The organism is Microbacterium sp. STRO-2N, assembly GCF_057747775.1.
This window is the reverse complement of sequence record NZ_CM173223.1, coordinates 1,130,495-1,149,900: the sequence shown is the minus strand read 5'-3', so window position 1 is coordinate 1,149,900 and position 19,406 is coordinate 1,130,495. Positions and strand designations below refer to the sequence as shown.

Below are 19,406 nucleotides of genomic sequence, written 5' to 3'. Positions count from 1 at the left end.
TCACGACAGCAGGTTCTCCAGGGGCGCCCCGGGATCACGCAGCCGCTCGAGGTCGATGCGCTCGCCCGACCGGATGAGCGCCTGCACGGCTTCGTTCACATCCCACACGTTGACGTTCATGCCCGCCACGACGCGGCCGTCGTCGACCCAGAAGGCGATGAACTCACGGGCCTCGCGGTCGCCGCGGACCACGACCTCGGCATCCGTCATGAGCGGGGCGTAGCCCGACAGCTCCATGCCGAGGTCGTATTGGTCGGTGTAGAAGTACGGGATGTCCGAGAGCGCGGCCGGGAGCCGCAGCATCGAGCGCGCAGCGACCTTGCCGGCATTCAGCGCGTTCGCCCAGTGCTCGCTGCGCAGGTGCCGCTGCAACACGGGGTGGAACGGGTTCGCGGCGTCGCCGGCCGAATAGACGTCCGGTGCGCTGGTGCGCAGGGCCGCGTCGGTGAGGATCCCGTTCAAGAGCTCGAGCCCCCCGCTCTCGGCGAGCGCGGTGTCGGGAACGGCGCCGACGCCGATCAGCACGAGGTCGGCGTCGAGAGTCTCACCGTCGACCACCACGCCCCGCGCACGGTCGTCGCCCACGATCCGCTCGACCCCGACGGACGTGCGCAGGTCGACGCCGTGCTCGAGGTGGAGCGCGCGGAACACCTCCCCCATCTCGTCGCCGAGGGCCGCGCGCAGCGGCACCGGGTCGCGTTCGAGGATCACGACCTCGTTGCCGAAGCCGCGCGCCGTGGCCGCCGCCTCCATGCCGATCCAGCCGGCGCCGATCACGGCCAGGCGCTTCCCGCCCTCGCGCAGCGCCGCGGCGAGCGCGTCGGAGTCGTCGATGCGCCGCAGCGTCATGACACCTTCGAGCTCGTGTCCCGGCAGCGGCAGCACGCGGGGCTGAGCGCCGGTGGCCAGCAGCACCGCGTCGTAGCGCAGGGTCGCGCCGTCCGCCAGCTCCACGGCGTGCTCCGCGGGATGGAGGGCGGTCGCCGCGACACCGGTGACCAGACGGATGCCGTGCTCGGCGTACCAGTCGGACGGGTGCAGGTGCACGGCATCCAGGCTCTCCTCGCCGCCGAGATATCCCTTCGACAGCGGAGGGCGCTGGTAGGGCGGATGGGGCTCCGCCGCGACGACGGTGATGTCGCCGTCGAACCCCTCGTCGCGCAGGGCCTCGGCGGCGGTGCCGCCGGCCATGCCTCCCCCGATGATCAGCATGTGCGTCATGGCTGCTCGCTCCTCTTGTCGTGGACGGCGGTTCAGTTCGCACGAGCGGGCGCCGTGAAGCGCGCCTGCAGCGCAGGGTCGAGGGCCAGCTCGCCCCGGAACGCCGCCGTCACCGTGGTGGCGCCCTCGGCACGCACGCCGCGCACCGACATGCACAGGTGCTCGGCCTCGATGACGACGCCGACCCCGCGGGGCGCGAGGGCGGACTCGAGCGTGCGCGCCACCTGCATCGTGAGCGCCTCCTGGACCTGCAGTCCTCGGGCGTGGTGGTCGACGGCGCGTGCGAGCTTGGACAGCCCGACGATCCGATCGGCCGGAAGGTACCCCACCGTCGCGATGCCGCGGAACGGCAGCAGATGGTGGCGGCACAGCGACACGAACGGGATGCCCCGCACGACCACCGGCTCGTCGTAGCCGTCGTCATTGGGGAACGTCGTCATCTCGAACGGCGCCGGGCTCAGCAGCTCGATGAACCCATCCGCGACGCGCCGAGGCGTGTCGGCCAGGTCGTCCTCGTCGTCGGCGTCGTGCCCGAGCGCCGCGAGAAGCTCGACGACCGCCGAGATCGCGCGCTCACGATCGAACGGAGCGTCGTGGGGGACGGCGTGGAGAGCCGCAGTGCCGGCCGTGGTCGCCATCGCGCCTCCCTTCCTCTGGCCCTGACGCTAGAGCGGGCACATTCTTTTGTCAAGGTTTTCGTTTTTAGAGTTAGACTCGGCGACATGAGCGCATTGATCCCCGAGCGCGCGGACGCCGTCGCGGCGCTGGCCGACCCGGTGCGGCGGGGCCTCTATCGCCTCGCCGCCGAACGGGCCATCGGCCGCGACGAGGCGGCCGACGCCCTCGGCATCCCGCGCACCACGGCGGCGTTCCACCTCGACCGGCTCGCGGATGCCGGAGTCCTCACCGTCTCGTACGCCCGGCGCTCCGGCCGCACCGGCCCAGGCGCCGGGCGCCCCGCGAAGCTGTACGTCGCAGCGGCCGGCGACCTGTCGGTGAGCATCCCCGAGCGCCACTACGAACTCGTCGGCGACGTGCTCGCCGCCGCCGCCCTGCGTGCCGACGAGGCGGGGATCCCGGTGCGCGAGGCTCTCGCGACCGAGGCGTACGCCGCCGGCACCGCGATCGGCGCCGCCCACGACGACCTCGAGTCCGCGCTGACGGCGTGCGGCTATGCGCCCCGCGCCGAGGCATCCGGCGACCTCGTGCTCGAGAACTGCCCCTTCCACGTCCTCGCCACGCGCCACACCGCCCTCATCTGCGGCGCGAACGTCGAGCTGGTGCGGGGAATCGGCGCCGCGACCGGCGACCCCCGGACGCCCGTCCTCGCACCCGCCGCCGGGCGCTGCTGCGTGCACGTGGGGGCGGCGGGACGCGAAGAAATCCCGCCCGAGGCGCCGATATCCAGCGAGCCCGGCGGATCCGCCGACATAATGGGCCCATGACCGCACCGCGCATCCTCGTCGTGGACGACGAACCGAACATCCGCGACCTGCTGATCACGAGCCTGCGATTCGCCGGATTCCAGGTCAGGGCCGTTTCGAACGGCGCCCAGACGATCTCGGCCGTCCTCGAAGAGGAGCCCGACCTCATCATCCTCGATGTGATGCTGCCCGACATGAACGGGTTCAGCGTCACCAAGCGCCTCCGCGGGGCCGGCTACACCGCGCCGATCCTCTTCCTCACCGCCAAGGACGAGACCGAGGACAAGATCACCGGACTCAACGCCGGCGGCGACGACTACGTCACCAAGCCCTTCAGCCTCGACGAGATCGTCGCCCGCATCCAGGCGATCCTGCGCCGCACCATGCAGGCCGACGAGGAGTCGGTCATCCGGGCAGGCGAGCTGACGATGGACCAGGACACCCATGACGTGCAGGTCGGCGACGTCTCGATCGACCTCAGCCCGACCGAGTTCAAGCTCCTGCGCTACCTCATGCTCAACCCCAACCGCGTGCTGTCGAAGGCGCAGATCCTCGACCACGTGTGGGAGTACGACTTCAACGGCGACGCCGGCATCGTCGAAAGCTACATCTCATATCTGCGACGTAAGATCGATCCCCACTCGTCGGAGCCGCTCATCCAGACCAAGCGCGGCTTCGGCTACATGCTGAAGGCGGGCAAGACCGCCTAGCGCGGTTCCGAGCAGAGGGGGCGACCTGGCGCACAAGCCCGACGCGGTCACCCGGTGGTGGCGCGGCACGAGTCTGCGCGCGAAGGTCACCGGGGTCACTGTCGTGCTCCTGGCCGTGGGCCTGTTCGCCGCCGGTGTGGGAACGGCGGCGTTCCTGCGCAACTCCCTCGTGGACGGTGTCGACACGCAGGTCAAGGCGCTCGCGGGGACGGATGCCGCGAGCGCGCTGCTCGAGCTGAGCGTCGAGAACGGGCGCCTCGTCGTCGAGCGCGTCGACAACATGCCGTCCACCGAGTACTTCGTGGCGGTCTACGAACCCGAGGACGGCGAGCTCGTGGCGACCGCGGGAGGCCGTGGAGGGACGCAGCCCACGTTCCCCGACCGCTTCCCGCTCGATGTCGCGCTGCCGAAGGAGGGTGAGATCGACACGCTGCCGTCGGCCGACGGTGAAACGGAGTTCCGCGCCACGGTGAGCGTGCAGGAGCTCTCCAACACCGGGATCTTCTACTCGCAGATGGTCGCGGTGCCGCTCACCACCGTCAACCGCACGATCGCGAACTACATCGGCATCTACAGCATCCTCGCGATCGTCATCGTGGTCGGCGGAGCGGTGCTCACCCGCTGGCTCGTGACGCTCACCTTCCGCAGCCTCGCAGCTGTCGAGTCGACCGCCGACGCCATCTCCGCCGGCGACTTCAGCCAGCGCATGACCGACATCGAGCCCACCACGACCGAGGTCGGGCGTCTCAAGACCGCGATCAACGCGATGCTCGACCACGTGGATGCCGCGATCTCGCAGCGCGACGCGACGGTGCGGCAGATGCGCCGCTTCATCGGCGACGCGAGCCATGAGCTGCGCACGCCGCTCGTGACCGTGCGGGGGTATGCGGAGCTGTACCGCATGGGCGCGGTGCGGGGCGACGAGGACGTCGCGCAATCGATGGACCGCATCGAGAAGGAGGCGATCCGCATGGGCCTCCTCGTCGAGGACCTCCTGGCCCTGGCGCGCCTCGACGAGCGGCGCGATGTCGTCATCGGCCCCGTCGACCTGCGGCCGGTGGCGCGGGATGCCGCGATGGATGTCCGGGCCACGGCGCCGCTGCGCCCGGTCACCGTCATCGACACCACCGTCTACGAGCCCCCGGCGGAAGCCTCGCGCGACGACGCCTCGCCCGAGAGCGCGGAGACGAAGCGTCGCGCGCCGAACACGTCGGCGATCGCGCGCGCCGGAGCCACCCTGTCACTGCTCCGGCGGCGGCCCAAGCCCGTCCCCGCGCTCCAGCCGGACGGCGCCCGGCCCGACGCGCTGCCGTCGGTGCTCCCGGCGCCCGAGAGCCCGTCCGCGACAGAGGCTCTCCAGCCCGTCGTGCTCGGCGATGAGAACCGCGTCCGCCAGGTCGTCGCGAACCTCCTCGGCAACGCGCGCCGGTTCACCACCGAGGACTCCCCCATCGAGCTGCGCATCGGCGTCGACGCCCGCGACCGCATGGGCTGGATCGAGATCGTCGACCATGGCGAAGGCGTGCCCGACCAGATCAAGGACAAGATCTTCCAGCGCTTCTGGCGCGCCGACACGTCGCGCACGCGCGAGACCGGCGGCTCGGGACTGGGCCTGTCGATCGTGGCGTCGATCGTCGAGGCGCTCCACGGCGCGGTGCAGGTGGTCGACACTCCGGGTGGCGGCGCCACCTTCCGCGTCGCCCTCCCCCTCGCCGACGCGCGCGATGCGGCCGAGCACCTCGACATCCCGACGCAGCCGCTCCCGCGTCTCGCCGACGCCTCGGAGTGAGCCGACGCTCCTCCCCAGCCGAGGCCGTCGCACCGCTGTGCACAGATGACGACGGATGCCGCAACCGGTGTACGGGCGGCGCTTAGCGTTGCAGCCACCGCGGGTTCCGGCATCCGGCCGCCCGCCTGCAGCGCAAGGAGCCCCCATGGCCGTGTTCTCCGTCGACAGCGACGCCGTCCTCGCCTCCACCGCCGCCGTGCGCGGCACCATCGACCGGCTGCAGGCCGAGTCGAACGCGATGCTCGCGCAGCTCACGCAGCTCCAATCGTCGTGGACGGGGTCGGCCTCGATCGCCTTCCACGGGGTCGTCGACCAGTGGCGGGCCACGCAGCGCCAGGTCGAGGATTCGCTCGCAGGCATCAACGCCGCGCTGTCGGCCGCCGGCCGCCAGTACGCCGACACCGAGCTGGCGGCGACCAGCCTGTTCCGCTGACCCCCGGAACGACGAATGGCCCCTCCGTGCGGAGGGGCCATTCGTGTGACGCTATGACGCGACGCCGGACTTCAGATCAGAAGTCCATGCCACCCGTCGGGTCGCCGGCCGGAGCCGCGGCCTTCTCGGGCTTGTCGGCGACGACGGCCTCGGTCGTGAGGAACAGGCCGGCGATCGACGCGGCGTTCTGCAGCGCCGAGCGCGTCACCTTGGCCGGGTCGATGATGCCCTGCGCGAACAGGTCGCCATACTCGCCGGTGGCGGCGTTGAGGCCGTGGCCCGCGGGGAGCTCCGCCACCTTGTTGGCGACGACACCCGGCTCGAGACCGGCGTTGAGGGCGATCTGCTTCAGCGGGGCCTCGATCGCGACGCGCACGATGTTCGCGCCGGTCGCCTCGTCGCCCGTGAGCTGCAGGCCGTCCAGCGCCGTCTTGCCCGACTGGATGAGCGCGACGCCACCACCGGGGACGATGCCCTCCTCGACGGCCGCCTTCGCGTTGCGGACGGCGTCCTCGATGCGGTGCTTGCGCTCCTTGAGCTCGACCTCGGTCGCCGCACCCGCCTTGATGACGGCGACGCCGCCGGCGAGCTTGGCGAGACGCTCCTGGAGCTTCTCGCGGTCGTAGTCGCTGTCGGTGTTGTCGATCTCGCGGCGGATCTGGGTCACGCGGCCCTCGATGGCGGCGGCGTCGCCGGCGCCCTCGACGATCGTGGTCTCGTCCTTGGTGACGATGACCTTGCGCGCACGGCCGAGCAGGTCGAGGGTGGCGTTCTCGAGCTTGAGACCGACCTCCTCGGTGATGACCTGGCCACCCGTGAGGATCGCGATGTCCTGCAGCTGCGCCTTGCGGCGGTCGCCGAAGCCGGGGGCCTTGACGGCGACCGACTTGAAGATGCCGCGGATCTTGTTGAGCACCAGCGTGGCCAGCGCCTCACCCTCGACGTCCTCGGCGATGATGACGAGCTCCTTGCCGTCCTGGATCACCTTGTCGACGACGGGCAGAAGGTCCTTGATGTTCGAGATCTTCTGGTTCGCGATGAGGATGTACGGGTCCTCGAAGACCGCCTCCTGGCGCTCCGGGTCCGTGACGAAGTAGGGGTTGATGTAGCCCTTGTCGAAGCGCATGCCCTCGGTGAGCTCGAGCTCGGTGCCGAAGGTCTGCGACTCCTCGACGGTGACGACGCCCTCCTTGCCCACCTTGTCGATGGCCTCGGCGATCAGCGCGCCGATCTCGGGGTCAGCGGCCGAGATCGAGGCGGTCGCAGCGATCTGCTCCTTGGACTCGACCTCCTTGGCGCTGGAGAGAAGCTCGGCGGTGATGGCGGCGACGGCCTTCTCGATGCCCTTCTTGAGCGAGATCGGGTCCGCGCCGGCCGCGACGTTGCGCAGGCCCTCGCGCACGAGCGCCTGGGCGAGCACGGTCGCGGTCGTGGTGCCGTCACCGGCGACGTCGTCGGTCTTCTTGGCGACCTCCTTGACGAGCTCCGCGCCGATCTTCTCGTACGGGTCGTCCAGCTCGATCTCCTTGGCGATCGAGACGCCGTCGTTCGTGATCGTGGGGGCGCCCCACTTCTTCTCGAGCACGACGTTGCGACCGCGCGGGCCGAGCGTCACCTTGACGGCGTCGGCGAGAGTGTTCAGGCCGCGCTCGAGACCACGGCGGGCCTCCTCGTCGAAAGCGATGATCTTTGCCATGTGTGTGTCGTCCCTCCGGAACGTTGGCTTTGGGTATTAGCACTCAACAATCACGAGTGCTAAATCATTCTGGCACTCGACCCTATCGAGTGCAAGCCGTGGGAGGGATGCCGAAACGCACCGAAACGGGACGCCTCCCGGCATCCCGTCTCATGATGGTGCGCTCAGACGACGCGCACGGACTCGGCCTGCGGACCCTTCTGCCCCGTCCCGAGAGTGAACTCGACCGTCTGGCCCTCTTCGAGGACGCGGAACCCGGTCATGTCGATGTTGGAGTAGTGGACGAACACGTCCCCGCCGTCGGCGACGGTGATGAAGCCGAATCCCTTCTCGGCGTTGAACCACTTCACGGTGCCCTGCGTCATGCGAATCTCCTGTTGCCGGCGGTACTCGGCTTCATGCTATTCAGGCCGACGCACGCCGCGTCCTGCATTCGTCACTTGTTGACACGCACGCACACAACTGTTTACCGGTCTGAAACACGCACCGGCGCTCCGCTACGGGGTCGGTGTCGGAGACGGGCCCGCGGCCGTCCGGTCGAGGCCTATCACGACGGTGAGCTGCTTCACCTCGGGCGACACCGGCTGGTACGCCTCGCTCTGCTCGATGGCGGCCCCGCCGATCACCCCGGCGAGCCCCGCGGCCGCCGCCTCGTCCTCGGGGTTGACGTAGAACACCGTGGTCTCGGGGAAGTCCTGCGACCCGGCGCCGCTCGCCAGCACGCTGTCGGGCGCCCATCCGGCGCCCACGATGATGTCCTTGGTCTGCGTCGCGAGACCCTCCTCGGGCGTCGCGTTGAGGATCTGCACCTGGTAGCTCGTGTCGACGACAGGGGTCACCTCGGGCTCGGGCGCCGCCGTCGGCGTGGGAGTCGGCACGAGGTCGATGCGACCTGAGGCCAGCAGCGTGCCGAAGATCCCGATCGCGATGAGGACGACCGTTGCGAGGGCCGCCCACAGCAGCACGACCCACCCGCGCATCCGCGGGTTCTCTGCGCGGTGCGCACCGACGCGATCCGTCTCGGGAAGGTCGTCGAAGCGATCCCGGGGAAAGGTCGATCTCGGCACTCGTCGATGCTACCGGGCGAAACCCGTGCGTCCCGTGAGCGCGGGATCAGCGCGCGTCGGCGGCCCGGCCGGCGCGTTCGCGCAGGCGCTCGTCGCGCACGCGGCGCAGTCGCTTGACGAGCATGGGGTCGTGCTGCTGGGCCTCGGCGGTGTCGATGAGACGGCCGAGCAGCTGGTAGTAGCGCGCAGGCGACATCCCGAGGTCCGCGCGGATGGCCTCTTCCTTGGCTCCCGCGTGCCGTCGCCACTCGGCCTCGAAGTCGAGGATGGCGCGGTCGCGGTCGGTCAGGGGCACGGGGCAACGCTAGCCCGCGGCATCCGTCCCCTCCGTGCGCCACGCGCGCCAATGGACGAATGCGCCGAGAGGATCGACTGCGGCGAGCGGCACCGCGTCGCGACCGAGCACGAACCCGCCCCACGCGGCGCCGTCGACGGGCGGAGCCCACGCCTCGTGCAGCGACGGCGGGTCGATCGTGATCCACACGGCGTCGAGCGCCTGCACCGTGGCGATCAGCCGCTCGCGGCCGGCGCGGGGAATGTGCGGCAGCACGCCGGGCGTCGTCACGACGAGCGTCGCGTCACGGGGGGCGAGTCCCGCCGCGTGCCGCAGCACCTGCGGATCGGAGGCGTCTCCCGCCCGCAGCAGCGGAGGGTCGGCCGCGACGACCCCGAGCGCGGCCTCGATGCGCTCGACCCGCCCCGGCTCCCCCGGCCATACCAGGCTCGTGAGGAACCGGCGGTCGTCGGGATCCGCGGCATCCAGCGGCTGCAGGTCGACTCCTGCGCGCCAGACGATGTCGGGCATGCGCAGCGGCGGATCGCCCGACACCTCGCACTCGAGCACGACCTCGCCGGGGCCGTCCGCCGGATCGAGCGCCTGCACGCCCGAGGGTCCGCGGAACCGGTACGAGTACCGGTCGGGGTAGAGGCACAGCCCGGCGCTCGCGCCGATCTCGAGGAGGGCGATCGGCCCGTCCACCGTGGCGAGCGCAGGCAGCAGGACGGCGCAGCGCTGCGGCTCGTTGGTCTGCACGCGGTGGACGGATGCCTCGGCCACCACCGCATCGGCATTCTCGCGGAGCCAGTCCGCCCACCCCTCGAACCGGCCTTCCGGAGCGCCCAGCATCCGGGTCACCGCGAAGACCAGCGGAGGCTGGCGGTGGTTATCGGGGATGCGGGCCAGGATCGCGGCGACCGCGGGTTCTTCGGCGACGCCGCGTGCCCACTCGGCGTACAGCGCGGACCGGCCGGGTGCCTCGTCGCGGGCGAAGCGGTCGTACCGGCGCACGACGGCGTCGGCGGCGGCTGCGGCATCCGTCTCGCGCATCCCGCCATCCTGCCGCACCGCCGCCGTTCAAGGGCAACGTCCAGCCGGACCGGACCCGCGCGGCGCGGACTGGGGTTGAATGGAAGGGACCGAGGAGGATCCATGACGTACGCCGTCGACAAGACCGACGAGCAGTGGCGCGCCGAGCTCACCCCCGAGCAGTACGCGGTGCTGCGGCAGGCGGGCACCGAGCGCCCCTGGACCGGTGAGCTGCTCGACGAGGATCGCGCGGGCCTGTACACGTGCGCCGCGTGCGGCGCCGAGCTCTTCCGCAGCGGCACCAAGTTCGACTCGCACTGCGGGTGGCCGAGCTTCTACGAGTCGGTGCGGCCCGAGGCCGTCGAGCTGCTCGAGGACGACAGCCACGGCATGGTGCGCACGGAGGTGCGGTGCGCGAACTGCGGCTCGCACCTGGGCCACGTGTTCCCCGACGGGTTCGGCACGCCGACCGGCGACCGCTACTGCATGAACTCGATCTCGCTGCAGTTCACGCCGGCCGAGGAGAGCCGGGGCGAGGCCGCCCCGGACGAGGCGTGATGGCGAGCGCTCTGGAGGCTGTGCGCTCGCGCCGCTCGTGGTCCAAGGTCAGCGACGAGGCACCGAGCCACGAGGAGCTGCTCGAGCTCGTGTCGGCCGCCGGCCGGGTCGCCGACCACTCGTCACTGCAGCCGTGGCGTCTCATCGAGCTCCGCGGCGAGGACCGCGAACGCCTGGGCCGCGCGATCGCGAAGGCCGAGGGCGAGAAGCACGCCTCGACGAAACCGCTGCGTGCGCCGCTGCTCATCGCGATCGTTGCGAGCTACCGCAAGAGCGGCAAGGTGCCACGCTGGGAGCAGGAGGCCGTCGCCTCGGGCGTCGCGCACATGCTCAGCCTGCTGCTCGACGAGGCCGGCTGGGGTGTCATCTGGAGGACCGGCCACTATACGAGGTCGAAGGCGGTCGCCAAGGCGCACGCGCTCGAGAAGAACGAGGAGCTCCTGGGGTGGCTCTATGTCGGCGGCAAGCCGTCGCGGGAGCGCCCCGGACACCGCAAGCCCCTCGACGCGCGCAAGGTGATCACGCGGATGCCGCAGCCGAAGAAGCCCGCCAAGCCCTGAGCGTCAGCGGGCGCGCCTGCGCCACGGCACCACCGCCACGACGACCGATAGCAGCGCGATCGTGACCATCGCGAGCTCCTGGGCGAAGCCCGGACCCGCCGGCGTCGGCCACAGCGCGTCGATCAGGACCGACGTGCACAACTGTCCGACCACGGTCCCGAGGCCGAGCAGCAGCACCCCGGTGTACTGGACGATGGCCGCACCCAGCGCGATGTAGACGACCCCGATCGCACCGCCGGCGTACAGCCACGGGTCGGCGGGAAGCGCCCGCGGTGCTCCGACCAGGCCCACGTGCACGGCGGCGGCGATCACGAGCAGGATCGTCCCGCCGGTGAAGTTCACGAGCGTCGCCGTGAGCGGCGTCTGCACGCGCTGCCGCAGGCGCCCGTTCGTCGCCTGCTGCCACGCGATGCCGGCGCCCGCGATCACCGGCAGCGCCGCCATCCACAGCGGCACGCCGGCGAGCCCGTCGCCCGCGAGCGCCAGGCTCACCGCGAAGAGCGCGAGCGCGCCGCCGAGCACCCGCGGTACGGTGACGGCCACGACGCCCGCCGGACCGAATCCGGCCCGGTCGAGCAGCAGCCCGCTCACGGTCTGCCCCGCCACAACGCCCACCGTGAACAGCGAGACGCCGATGAGCCCGACCGCGAGGCCCTGCGTGGCGACCGTGAGGGCGCCCGCGGCACCGCCCGCCAGCATCCACCACGGGATCCGCCGTTCGCGGATGCCCGCGACCAGGCGGCCGAACCCGGCACGACCCCCGGGAAGCGCGGCCGAGAGGGCGATCAGGATCACCAGACCCGAGCCGAACGAGATCACCGCGGCGGCGAAGCCGTCGTCGAGACGGATGCCGAGCTGGCCGTTGATCCGGGCCTGCACCGCCGTCATCACGCCGATGGCGACGGCACCGCCGAGGGCCAGGGCGTTGGAGGTGCGGCGTGCGGTCACCCGTCCCATCCTGCCGTGGTCGGGGCGGGCCCCCGAACCGGCCGCGGTTACGCTGGATCGTGGCCATCTCCTCTCGCACGCGCACGCTTCTCGCGTGGCTCCCCGCTACGATCCTCGCCGTCGTGATCGGCGTCGTCGTGGTCGCCTCGCTCGCCGTCCAGGAATCGTGGTGGACGCAGGAGAACCCGCCCGCCTCCGCCGACCAGAAGGCATCGGACGGCTCGAGCATGCTCACCGACGCCGGCTTCGACTACGTCAACGTGGAGGGCGTCGTCCGCGTGCGCGTCGGTGAGGGCGGATTGCCGGCGACCGACCTCGGGCTGCCGGCCGATGGCGAGAAGTCGGCGGAGTTCCGCCGTCCGGTCCGGGCTCTCGTCGCGGCCGGAGACGAAGTGCACGCGCTCGACGACATCGCCTCGCTCACCGCGGTCACCCAGCGCGGTCGACTGGTGTCGCTGACGCTGAGGCCGGACGTCGTGCGGGGCTGGACAGGCGCCCTCGACTACCTGCGAGCGCTCGCGCCGGAGTTCGGCTGGGACGCGTCGCAGCTCGATCCGCTCGACCGGGAGCTCGGCGAGTTCAACCGCTCCGGCGAAGGCGAGACCTTCACCGCGTCGATCGGCCCCTCGACGACGGGAGCCGCGAGGGTGACGGGGACCCTCGTGTTCGATCGCGCCTCCGGAGCCACGCCCGTGACGATCACTTTCGAACCCGCGGAGTGAGCCGGGACTGTCTGGAGCCGACTACGGGACTCGAACCCGTAACCCCCGTATTACAAGTACGGTGCGCTACCAATTGCGCCAAGTCGGCAGAGCGCCCAGTCTACCGGCGCTCCGCCCGGCTCCCGATCAGGGGGCGACGGTGGGCGTCGGCGTCGGGCTCGCCTTGTAGTACGCGTCGCTCGCGATCGTGAGCACGAACTGCGCGAACTCCTTGGGGTCGTCGAGCTTCCCGACGTACTGGTTGCCGTTCACGAGAACCATCGGCGTGCCGGTGAGCGCCATGCCGTCGGTGTCGGGCAGCTCCTGCAGTGCGCGCTCGGTGGCCAGCTTCGCCCACGAGGCGTAGGACTGCTCCTCGATGCACGCGCGCACGACCTTGGCGCCGTCGAGCCCGGTCGCGATCGCGAGGGCCGCCAGTTCGCTGTCGCTGTAGCCGTCGGAGTCGACCTCCGGCTGCTGCGTCAGCAGGGCCTGGTTGAACGCGAAGAAGTAATCGGGGGCGTGCTGCGCCACGCAGGCCGAGGCGCCGGCCGCGCGCAGGGAGTACTTCGTGCCGTTCGACTTCGCGGTGAGCATCGCCACCGGGTAGTACGTCAGCGTCGCAGCGCCCTCGTTGACCCACTCGGTGAGCTGCTTCACGTTCGCGACCTGGAAGTCGCGGGAGCCGGTCGACAGGTAGTCGACGTAGACGCGGATGTCGACGGCCGGGGTGTCGGTCGGCGTCGGGGTCGGCGTGGCCACGGGCTCCTCGGCCGGCGGGGCGGTGGCGATGGGGGTCTCGGCGCCCTGCACCGATCCGCCGGTCTCGCTGTCGCCGGACGTGATGCCGACACCGGTGACGCCGGTGACCATGAAGCCGTCGTCGACGACGTTCTGCGGGCTCATCATGGGCTTCGACGCGCTCGACGAGACCGTCCACGTGACGACGACGGCGACGACCGCGATGACCGCGATGACCACGGCGCCCAGAGTGGTGCGGCGGATCAGGCGGGCGCGCGACTGTCGCGCCTTCACCTGCTGCGCCTTCTCGCGCACGGCGTCGCGGCGCTCGCTGGCAGCGGCGTTCTGTGACTCGTCGCTCGACATGGAACCTCTCGGGACGGAAGGGGGCCGGTTTTCCGGCAGGTCCGCACGGGAAGGCGGACGTCACGATGCTAGCCAGCCACCCTGGGAAATGCCCAGACGCAACCTCCGCGCGCGCCGTGTCATACTGTTCGTGCGCCCGACGGCGGGCGTGCGGGAGAGCCCCCGCTCATTCCATCACTACGGATCGTCCGGCACGTACCTGCCGGTGAAGGAGAAGAGAACATGGCGTCCGTCACGTTCGACAACGCAACTCGCCTGTACCCCGGGGGCACGCGCCCCGCTGTGGACAAGCTCAACCTCGAGGTCGCCGATGGCGAGTTCCTCGTCCTCGTCGGCCCGTCGGGCTGTGGCAAGTCCACGTCCCTGCGCATGCTGGCCGGCCTCGAAGAGGTCAACTCGGGCCGCATCCTGATCGGCGACCGCGACGTCACCGACGTCCCGCCGAAGGACCGCGACATCGCGATGGTCTTCCAGAACTACGCGCTGTACCCGCACATGACGGTCGCCGAGAACATGGGCTTCGCGCTCAAGATCGCCGGCGTCGGCAAGGAGGAGCGCGCCGCCCGCGTCCTCGAGGCCGCCAAGCTGCTCGACCTCGAGGAGTACCTCACCCGCAAGCCGAAGGCCCTCTCAGGCGGTCAGCGTCAGCGCGTCGCCATGGGCCGCGCGATCGTGCGCCAGCCGCAGGTGTTCCTCATGGACGAGCCGCTGTCGAACCTCGACGCCAAGCTCCGCGTCCAGACGCGCACCCAGATCGCGTCGCTGCAGCGCCGCCTGGGCGTCACCACCGTCTACGTCACGCACGACCAGACCGAGGCGCTCACCATGGGCGACCGCATCGCGGTGCTCAAGGACGGTCTCCTCCAGCAGGTCGGCACGCCGCGCGACCTGTACGAGAAGCCGAACAACGTCTTCGTGGCCGGATTCATCGGCTCGCCCGCGATGAACCTCTTCCCCGCGCACATCGCCGAGGGCGGCGTGCAGTTCGGCGACAGGGTCGTCGGCGTCGAGGCCGACACTCTCGGCAAGGCGCACGGCTCCGAGGTCACGATCGGCGTCCGCCCGGAGGACATCCAGGTCGCTCCCGAGGACGGCCAGGGTCTGCAGGTCGTCGTCGACCTCGTCGAGGAGCTCGGCGCGGACGGCTACCTCTACGGCCACACCGACGTCAACGGCAAGCGCACCGACATCGTCGCTCGCGTCGACGGCCGCCGTCACCCGATCGCCGGCGACAAGGTCACGCTCGCGCCGGTGCCCGGTCACGTGCACGTGTTCGACATCGAGTCGGGCGAGCGCCTCACCGACAAGGCGATCGCCTCGGCGTAAGCGGTTCCTTCGCGACGGCGCGGGTGGGAGAGACTCCCCCCGCGCCGTCGCGCTTTTCGTCCCCATCCCCTGAACCTGCGGAGTCCATGTGCCCGACGCCTTGAGCATCACCGCCAGCAGCGTGGATCCGGGCCTGCTCACGCTGCCGTGGTCGACGACGCTCGCGGACTGGCCGTCGAGCCATATCGTGTACCTGCCCAAGGGGATCTCACGCCACCTCGTGCGCTTCGCCAACCTCTCGGGCCGCGTCGTCGCGATCAAGGAGACGACCGAGGCGATGGCCCGCCGGGAGTACGACATGCTCGGCAACCTCGCGCGTCTGGACGCTCCGTGCGTCGAGCGCGTGGCGGTGATCGCGGGGCGGACGTATGCCGCGGGCGAGCCGCTCCCGGCGGCTCTGGTGACCGCGCACCTGAAGTTCTCGCTCCCCTACCGCGCCCTGTTCACCCAGGTGCTGCGTCCCGACACCGCGACGCGGCTCGTCGACGCGCTGGCGGCGCTGCTCGTGCGGCTGCACAACGTCGGCTTCTTCTGGGGAGACGTGTCGCTGTCGAACACCCTGTTCCGCCGGGACGCGGGCGCGTTCGCGGCGTACCTCGTCGACGCCGAGACCGGAGAGCTGCACGAGAGCGGGCTGACCCCGGGTCAGCGCGCCCACGACCTCGATGTGGCACGCACCAACATCGCGGGCGAGATCATGGACCTCGAGGCCGGCGGCCGGCTCGAGGGCGGCGTCGACGCCATCGCGATCGCCGACGGCATCGTGTCGTCCTACCACTCGCTGTGGGCGGCGCTCACCGACAAGGAGACCTTCCGGGCCGACGAGGCGTGGCGCCTCACCGAGCGCGTGCAACGGCTGAACGCCCTGGGATTCGACATCGGCGAGATGTCGATCGAGGCGACGGCCGACGGAACCCGCGTGTCGATCCAGCCGAAAGTCGTCGACGCCGGCCACCACCAGCGACGCCTGCTGCGGCTGACAGGGCTGGACGTCGAAGAGAACCAGGCACGGCGCCTGCTGAACGACCTCGACGAGTTCCGGGCGCGGATCTCACGCTTCGAGGACGAGGACATGGCGGCGCACGAATGGCTGACACGCGTCTTCGAGCCGGTCGTGAAGGCGATCCCGTGGGACCTGCGCGCCAAGCTCGAGCCCGCCGAGGTGTTCCACCAGCTGCTCGAGCACCGCTGGTACCTGTCGCAGGCCAACGGCAAGTCGGTGCCGCTCGCGGAGGCGCTCGCGAGCTACATCGACGACGTGCTGCGCCACCGCCGCGATGAAGCGACGCTCATGGGCCCGAACACCGAGACGATGTCCCTGCCCGTGATCACGTCGAGCAGCCCGATCATCGACGACGAGGACGACGAGATCGACTGGCGCGACCTCGTCTGAGGCGCCTCGCCGCCCTCGTCAGGTCGTCAGTAGCCGACCGTGAAGCGCTCGCGCGAGTGCTTGGGGTTCTCGATCTCGTCGAGCACGGCGATCGCGAAGTCGGCGCCCGAGATGAACGAGTCACCGTTCTCGTCGGTCACCAGGACGTCGCCGCCGTCGCGGTAGGAGCCGGTGCGCTCCCCCGGGTTGAACGCGCCGAACCCGCCCGCGGGGTGGATGTAGAACCAGTCGCGGTCGGAGGGGCCCGACTGCAGGTCCTCGAGCACACCGATGGCCTCGAGGGCTTCCGGCTTGTACTCCTCGGTGAACGACGGCTGGTCGACGAGTCGCTCGCCGCCGGGCGCGATGAGGCTGCCGCCGGCACCGCCGATCACGCCGACGCGCACGTCGGCGGGGAGGAGCGAGATGAGCGCCACGAGGTTCGGGCGCACGAGGCCCTCCATGTCGCCGCGCGGCGCCACGGCCGAGATGACGACGTCCACGCCCTGCAGCTGTGCCAGCAGATCGGGCACGTCGGTCAGCGAGCCCTCGATGTACGTCGCGCCGCGGAGGCGCTCGCTCGGGATGCGACGTGCGATGGCGAGCACCTGGTGCCCTCGGTTCACCGCCTCTTCGACGATGTGACGACCGGCGTATCCGGTCCCTCCGATGACAGCGATGCGAGCCATGTTCTCCCTTTCGGCGATCTGAGACGTTTCCTCGTGGTGCAAGGGCGCACGCGTGGGATTCATTCCCGCGAATGCGTCCTCACGGCGAAAGGGATCAGTCCTTCGAGCGCATCGTCGACACCTGGTAAAGGGCGACGGATGCCGCGATCCCGGCGTTCAGCGACTCGGTGGCTGCAGAGATCGGGATCGACACGATCTGGTCGCAGGTCTCGGTCACCAGGCGCGAGAGCCCCTTGCCCTCCGATCCGACGACGATGACGACCGGGCGGTCGGCGAGCTCGAGCGAAGGGAGCGACACGTCGCCGCCGCCGTCGAGGCCCAGAACGAACACGCCCTGCTTCTTGAACTCCTTGAGCATCGAGGTGAGGTTGGCGGCGATGGCGACCGGGATGCGCGCGGCGGCGCCGGCGCTGGTCTTCCACGCGGCGGAGTTGACGCTCGCCGAGCGGCGCTGCGGCACGATCACGCCCTGTCCGCCGAACGCCGCCGTCGAGCGGATGATGGCGCCGAGGTTGCGCGGGTCGGTCACGCCGTCCAGCGCGACGAGCAGCGGCGTCTGGCCGCTGTCGACGATCTGCTCCAGCAGATCCTGCGGGTGGGCGTACTCGTACGGCGGCACCTTGAGCGCGACGCCCTGGTGCACGCCGTCGAACCCGGCCATGCGGTCGAGCTCGGGGCGCGTGACCTCGAGCACCGGGATCTCGCGGTGGGTCGCGATCGACAGCATCTCTTTGACGCGGTCGTCCATCTCGACCCGCTGGGCGATGTAGAACGCCGTCGCGGGGATCTTCGCCCGCAGCGCCTCGAGCACCGAGTTGCGACCGGTCACCGTCTCGGTGTCGTCGTCCTTCTTCGCGGCCCGTGATGAGCGCCCCGGCGACGAGCCCGGCGCGCCCTTGCCGCCTGCGGCCGCGTAGCGCTCGGCCGCGGCCTTGCGCTTGCCGGCGGGATGCCAGGCGCGGTCCTCCGCCTTGGGAGTCGGCCCGCGACCCTCGAGCGAGCGCTTGTTCTTCCCGCCGGTGCCCTTGGTCGGGCCCTTCTTCTTGCCCTTGCTTGCGCCGGGGCGGCCAGGCTTAGTCATTGAGACTCCAGTGTGTTCCGTCTGCTGAATCTTCGAGGACGATGCCGGCCGCCGCGATCGCGTCGCGGATGCGGTCGGCGCTGGCCCAGTCCTTCGCGGCGCGCGCGTCGGCGCGCTGGGCGATCATGGTCTTCACGAGCGTGTCGAGGGCGCGGGCCTGGTCCGAGGCATCCGTCGCCCGCCAGTGCGGGTCGAGAGGGTCGATGCCGAGGATGCCCGTCATGACGGCGACGTCGGCGAACGCGCGCAGCGCGGCCTCGTGGTCGCCGGCATCGAGGGCGGCGTTGCCGTCCCGCACGGTCTCGTGGAGCACCGCGAGCGCCTGGGGCACTCCGAGGTCGTCGTCGAGCGCGGCCGCGAACGACTCCGGCACCGTCGCATCCACGCGCGTGTCGTGGGTCGCGTCGCGCAGGGTGCGCAGCGCCCGCTCGAGGAACGTGCGGATGCGCCCGATCGCGGCCTCGGCCTCATCGAACGTCGATGCGGTGATGTCGAGGCTCGAGCGGTAGTGGGCCGCGGCGAGCGCGTAGCGCACGACGAGGGGATCTCGCTCGCGCAGCACGTCCTCGGCGAGCACGAAGTTGAACAGCGACTTCGACATCTTCTGGGCGCCGACGGTCACCAGGCCGTTGTGCACCCAGTACCGCGCGAACGGGTCGCCGGCCGCGGTGGACTGCGCGAGCTCGTTCTCGTGGTGCGGGAAGCGCAGGTCGAGGCCGCCGCCGTGGATGTCGAACTCGGCGCCGAGATAGCGGCGCGACATCGCCGAGCACTCGATGTGCCAGCCGGGCCGCCCCGGACCCCACGGCGAGTCCCACGACGCCGACTCCGGCTCGTCGGGCTTGGCGCCCTTCCACAGCGCGAAGTCGCGCGGATCCCGCTTGCCGCGGGGGTCCGCGTCGGCGGCGGGCTCCATCGCGTCGAGACTCTGGCGCGTCAGCGATCCGTAGTCCGCCCACGACCGCACGTCGAAGTACACGTCGCCGGCCGCGGCGTACGCGTGCCCGGTGTCGATCAGACGCTGGATGATGTCCTGCATCTGCGGGATGGACGCCGTCGCGCGGGGCTCGTACGTGGGCGGAAGGATGCCGATCGCCGTGTACGCGCGGGTGAACTCGAGCTCCATGCGGTACGCGAGCGCCCACCACGGCTCGCCGTCGGTGGCGTTCGCGAGAACCTTGTCGTCGATGTCGGTGACGTTGCGCACGAACGTCACGCGTCCGAACCGATGGGTGAGCCAGCGACGGAGGATGTCGAAGCTCAGCGCTCCGCGAAGGTGCCCGATGTGCGGGCCCGACTGCACCGTCGGCCCGCAGACGTAGATCGTGACGTTCTCCGGGTGAAGCGGCACGAAGTCGCGCAGGGCCTGCGCCTTGGTGTCATAGAGCTGTACCGTCACCGGTCCAGCCTACCGGCCG

The 19,406-nt window shown here is 70.8% G+C and carries 21 protein-coding genes and 1 tRNA gene; 9 read left to right on the top strand and 13 right to left on the bottom strand.

Annotated features, from left to right (window positions below; translation table 11 throughout):
- On the bottom strand, window positions 1–1,221 hold the full coding sequence (locus tag AC3ANN_RS05225) for an NAD(P)/FAD-dependent oxidoreductase (RefSeq protein ID WP_488339934.1): 1,221 nt from the start codon (window positions 1,219–1,221) through the stop codon (window positions 1–3).
- 32 nt (window positions 1,222–1,253) lie between these two features.
- On the bottom strand, window positions 1,254–1,859 hold the full coding sequence (folE, locus tag AC3ANN_RS05220) for a GTP cyclohydrolase I (protein ID WP_488339933.1): 606 nt from the start codon (window positions 1,857–1,859) through the stop codon (window positions 1,254–1,256).
- 84 nt (window positions 1,860–1,943) lie between these two features.
- Between folE and AC3ANN_RS05215 the strand changes: the two genes are divergently transcribed.
- The 4 genes from AC3ANN_RS05215 (at window position 1,944) to AC3ANN_RS05200 (ending at window position 5,577) form a co-directional block, all read left to right on the top strand.
- Window positions 1,944–2,666 (top strand): helix-turn-helix transcriptional regulator, encoded by a 723-nt coding sequence (locus AC3ANN_RS05215; protein ID WP_488339932.1) that lies wholly within the window; start codon window positions 1,944–1,946, stop codon window positions 2,664–2,666.
- Complete coding sequence (locus AC3ANN_RS05210; RefSeq protein ID WP_106816784.1) at window positions 2,663–3,355, top strand: response regulator transcription factor; 693 nt, start codon at window positions 2,663–2,665, stop codon at window positions 3,353–3,355. Before AC3ANN_RS05215 ends, AC3ANN_RS05210 begins: the two co-directional genes overlap by 4 nt.
- A 103-nt stretch (window positions 3,356–3,458) precedes the next feature.
- Window positions 3,459–5,144, top strand: a complete 1,686-nt coding sequence (locus AC3ANN_RS05205; protein WP_488339931.1) for a sensor histidine kinase — start codon at window positions 3,459–3,461, stop codon at window positions 5,142–5,144.
- Window positions 5,145–5,289: 145 nt separating this feature from the next.
- The gene (locus AC3ANN_RS05200; protein WP_488339930.1) at window positions 5,290–5,577 is read left to right on the top strand and encodes a WXG100 family type VII secretion target; all 288 of its coding nucleotides are present in this window, start codon (window positions 5,290–5,292) and stop codon (window positions 5,575–5,577) included.
- A 76-nt stretch (window positions 5,578–5,653) separates the two neighbouring features.
- Here the strand turns inward: AC3ANN_RS05200 and groL are convergent, their stop codons facing one another.
- The 5 genes from groL to AC3ANN_RS05175 form a co-directional block, all read right to left on the bottom strand.
- A complete protein-coding gene (groL, locus tag AC3ANN_RS05195; protein ID WP_488339929.1) occupies window positions 5,654–7,273 on the bottom strand; it encodes a chaperonin GroEL in 1,620 nt (539 codons plus the stop codon).
- 164 nt (window positions 7,274–7,437) lie between these two features.
- Window positions 7,438–7,638, bottom strand: coding sequence for a cold-shock protein (locus tag AC3ANN_RS05190; protein WP_488339928.1), 201 nt, complete (start codon window positions 7,636–7,638; stop codon window positions 7,438–7,440).
- Window positions 7,639–7,770: 132 nt separating this feature from the next.
- Window positions 7,771–8,340: a LytR C-terminal domain-containing protein gene (locus AC3ANN_RS05185; protein ID WP_488339927.1), complete on the bottom strand. Its 570-nt coding sequence runs from the start codon at window positions 8,338–8,340 to the stop codon at window positions 7,771–7,773.
- Between the two features lie 46 nt (window positions 8,341–8,386).
- Window positions 8,387–8,635 carry a DUF3263 domain-containing protein gene (locus tag AC3ANN_RS05180; RefSeq protein ID WP_488339926.1) on the bottom strand — a complete coding sequence of 83 codons (249 nt, stop codon included), beginning with the start codon at window positions 8,633–8,635 and terminating at the stop codon, window positions 8,387–8,389.
- A 9-nt stretch (window positions 8,636–8,644) separates the two neighbouring features.
- Window positions 8,645–9,667, bottom strand: coding sequence for a DUF2332 family protein (locus tag AC3ANN_RS05175; protein WP_488339925.1), 1,023 nt, complete (start codon window positions 9,665–9,667; stop codon window positions 8,645–8,647).
- Between the two features lie 102 nt (window positions 9,668–9,769).
- On the opposite strand from AC3ANN_RS05175, the gene msrB reads away from it, so the two are divergent.
- Window positions 9,770–10,204 carry a peptide-methionine (R)-S-oxide reductase MsrB gene (gene msrB, locus AC3ANN_RS05170; RefSeq protein ID WP_488339924.1) on the top strand — a complete coding sequence of 145 codons (435 nt, stop codon included), beginning with the start codon at window positions 9,770–9,772 and terminating at the stop codon, window positions 10,202–10,204.
- Window positions 10,204–10,764: a nitroreductase family protein gene (locus AC3ANN_RS05165; RefSeq protein WP_488339923.1), complete on the top strand. Its 561-nt coding sequence runs from the start codon at window positions 10,204–10,206 to the stop codon at window positions 10,762–10,764. The genes msrB and AC3ANN_RS05165 overlap by 1 nt, the downstream gene beginning before the upstream one ends.
- A gap of 3 nt (window positions 10,765–10,767) precedes the next feature.
- Here AC3ANN_RS05165 and AC3ANN_RS05160 read toward each other — a convergent pair whose 3' ends face one another.
- A complete protein-coding gene (locus AC3ANN_RS05160) occupies window positions 10,768–11,721 on the bottom strand; it encodes a DMT family transporter (RefSeq protein ID WP_488339922.1) in 954 nt (317 codons plus the stop codon).
- Window positions 11,722–11,771: 50 nt separating this feature from the next.
- Here AC3ANN_RS05160 and AC3ANN_RS05155 point away from each other — a divergent pair, with 50 nt between their 5' ends.
- On the top strand, window positions 11,772–12,434 hold the full coding sequence (locus tag AC3ANN_RS05155; RefSeq protein WP_488339921.1) for a hypothetical protein: 663 nt from the start codon (window positions 11,772–11,774) through the stop codon (window positions 12,432–12,434).
- Between the two features lie 12 nt (window positions 12,435–12,446).
- Here the strand turns inward: AC3ANN_RS05155 and AC3ANN_RS05150 are convergent.
- Window positions 12,447–12,522, bottom strand: a tRNA-Thr gene (locus tag AC3ANN_RS05150).
- Window positions 12,523–12,560: 38 nt separating this feature from the next.
- The gene (locus AC3ANN_RS05145) at window positions 12,561–13,520 is read right to left on the bottom strand and encodes a DsbA family protein (protein ID WP_488339920.1); all 960 of its coding nucleotides are present in this window, start codon (window positions 13,518–13,520) and stop codon (window positions 12,561–12,563) included.
- 222 nt (window positions 13,521–13,742) lie between these two features.
- Here AC3ANN_RS05145 and AC3ANN_RS05140 point away from each other — a divergent pair, with 222 nt between their 5' ends.
- Together AC3ANN_RS05140 and AC3ANN_RS05135 are read left to right on the top strand one after the other, a co-directional pair.
- Complete coding sequence (locus AC3ANN_RS05140) at window positions 13,743–14,846, top strand: ABC transporter ATP-binding protein (protein WP_488339919.1); 1,104 nt, start codon at window positions 13,743–13,745, stop codon at window positions 14,844–14,846.
- A gap of 88 nt (window positions 14,847–14,934) precedes the next feature.
- Window positions 14,935–16,239, top strand: a complete 1,305-nt coding sequence (locus AC3ANN_RS05135) for a DUF4032 domain-containing protein (RefSeq protein ID WP_488339918.1) — start codon at window positions 14,935–14,937, stop codon at window positions 16,237–16,239.
- Between the two features lie 26 nt (window positions 16,240–16,265).
- Here AC3ANN_RS05135 and AC3ANN_RS05130 read toward each other — a convergent pair whose 3' ends face one another.
- The 3 genes from AC3ANN_RS05130 to cysS form a co-directional block, all read right to left on the bottom strand.
- Window positions 16,266–16,907 (bottom strand): NAD(P)-dependent oxidoreductase, encoded by a 642-nt coding sequence (locus AC3ANN_RS05130; protein WP_488339917.1) that lies wholly within the window; start codon window positions 16,905–16,907, stop codon window positions 16,266–16,268.
- A gap of 94 nt (window positions 16,908–17,001) precedes the next feature.
- The gene (rlmB, locus tag AC3ANN_RS05125) at window positions 17,002–17,988 is read right to left on the bottom strand and encodes a 23S rRNA (guanosine(2251)-2'-O)-methyltransferase RlmB (RefSeq protein ID WP_488339916.1); all 987 of its coding nucleotides are present in this window, start codon (window positions 17,986–17,988) and stop codon (window positions 17,002–17,004) included.
- Window positions 17,981–19,387, bottom strand: coding sequence for a cysteine--tRNA ligase (gene cysS / locus AC3ANN_RS05120; RefSeq protein WP_488339915.1), 1,407 nt, complete (start codon window positions 19,385–19,387; stop codon window positions 17,981–17,983). Before cysS ends, rlmB begins: the two co-directional genes overlap by 8 nt.
- Window positions 19,388–19,406: the final 19 nt, after the last annotated feature.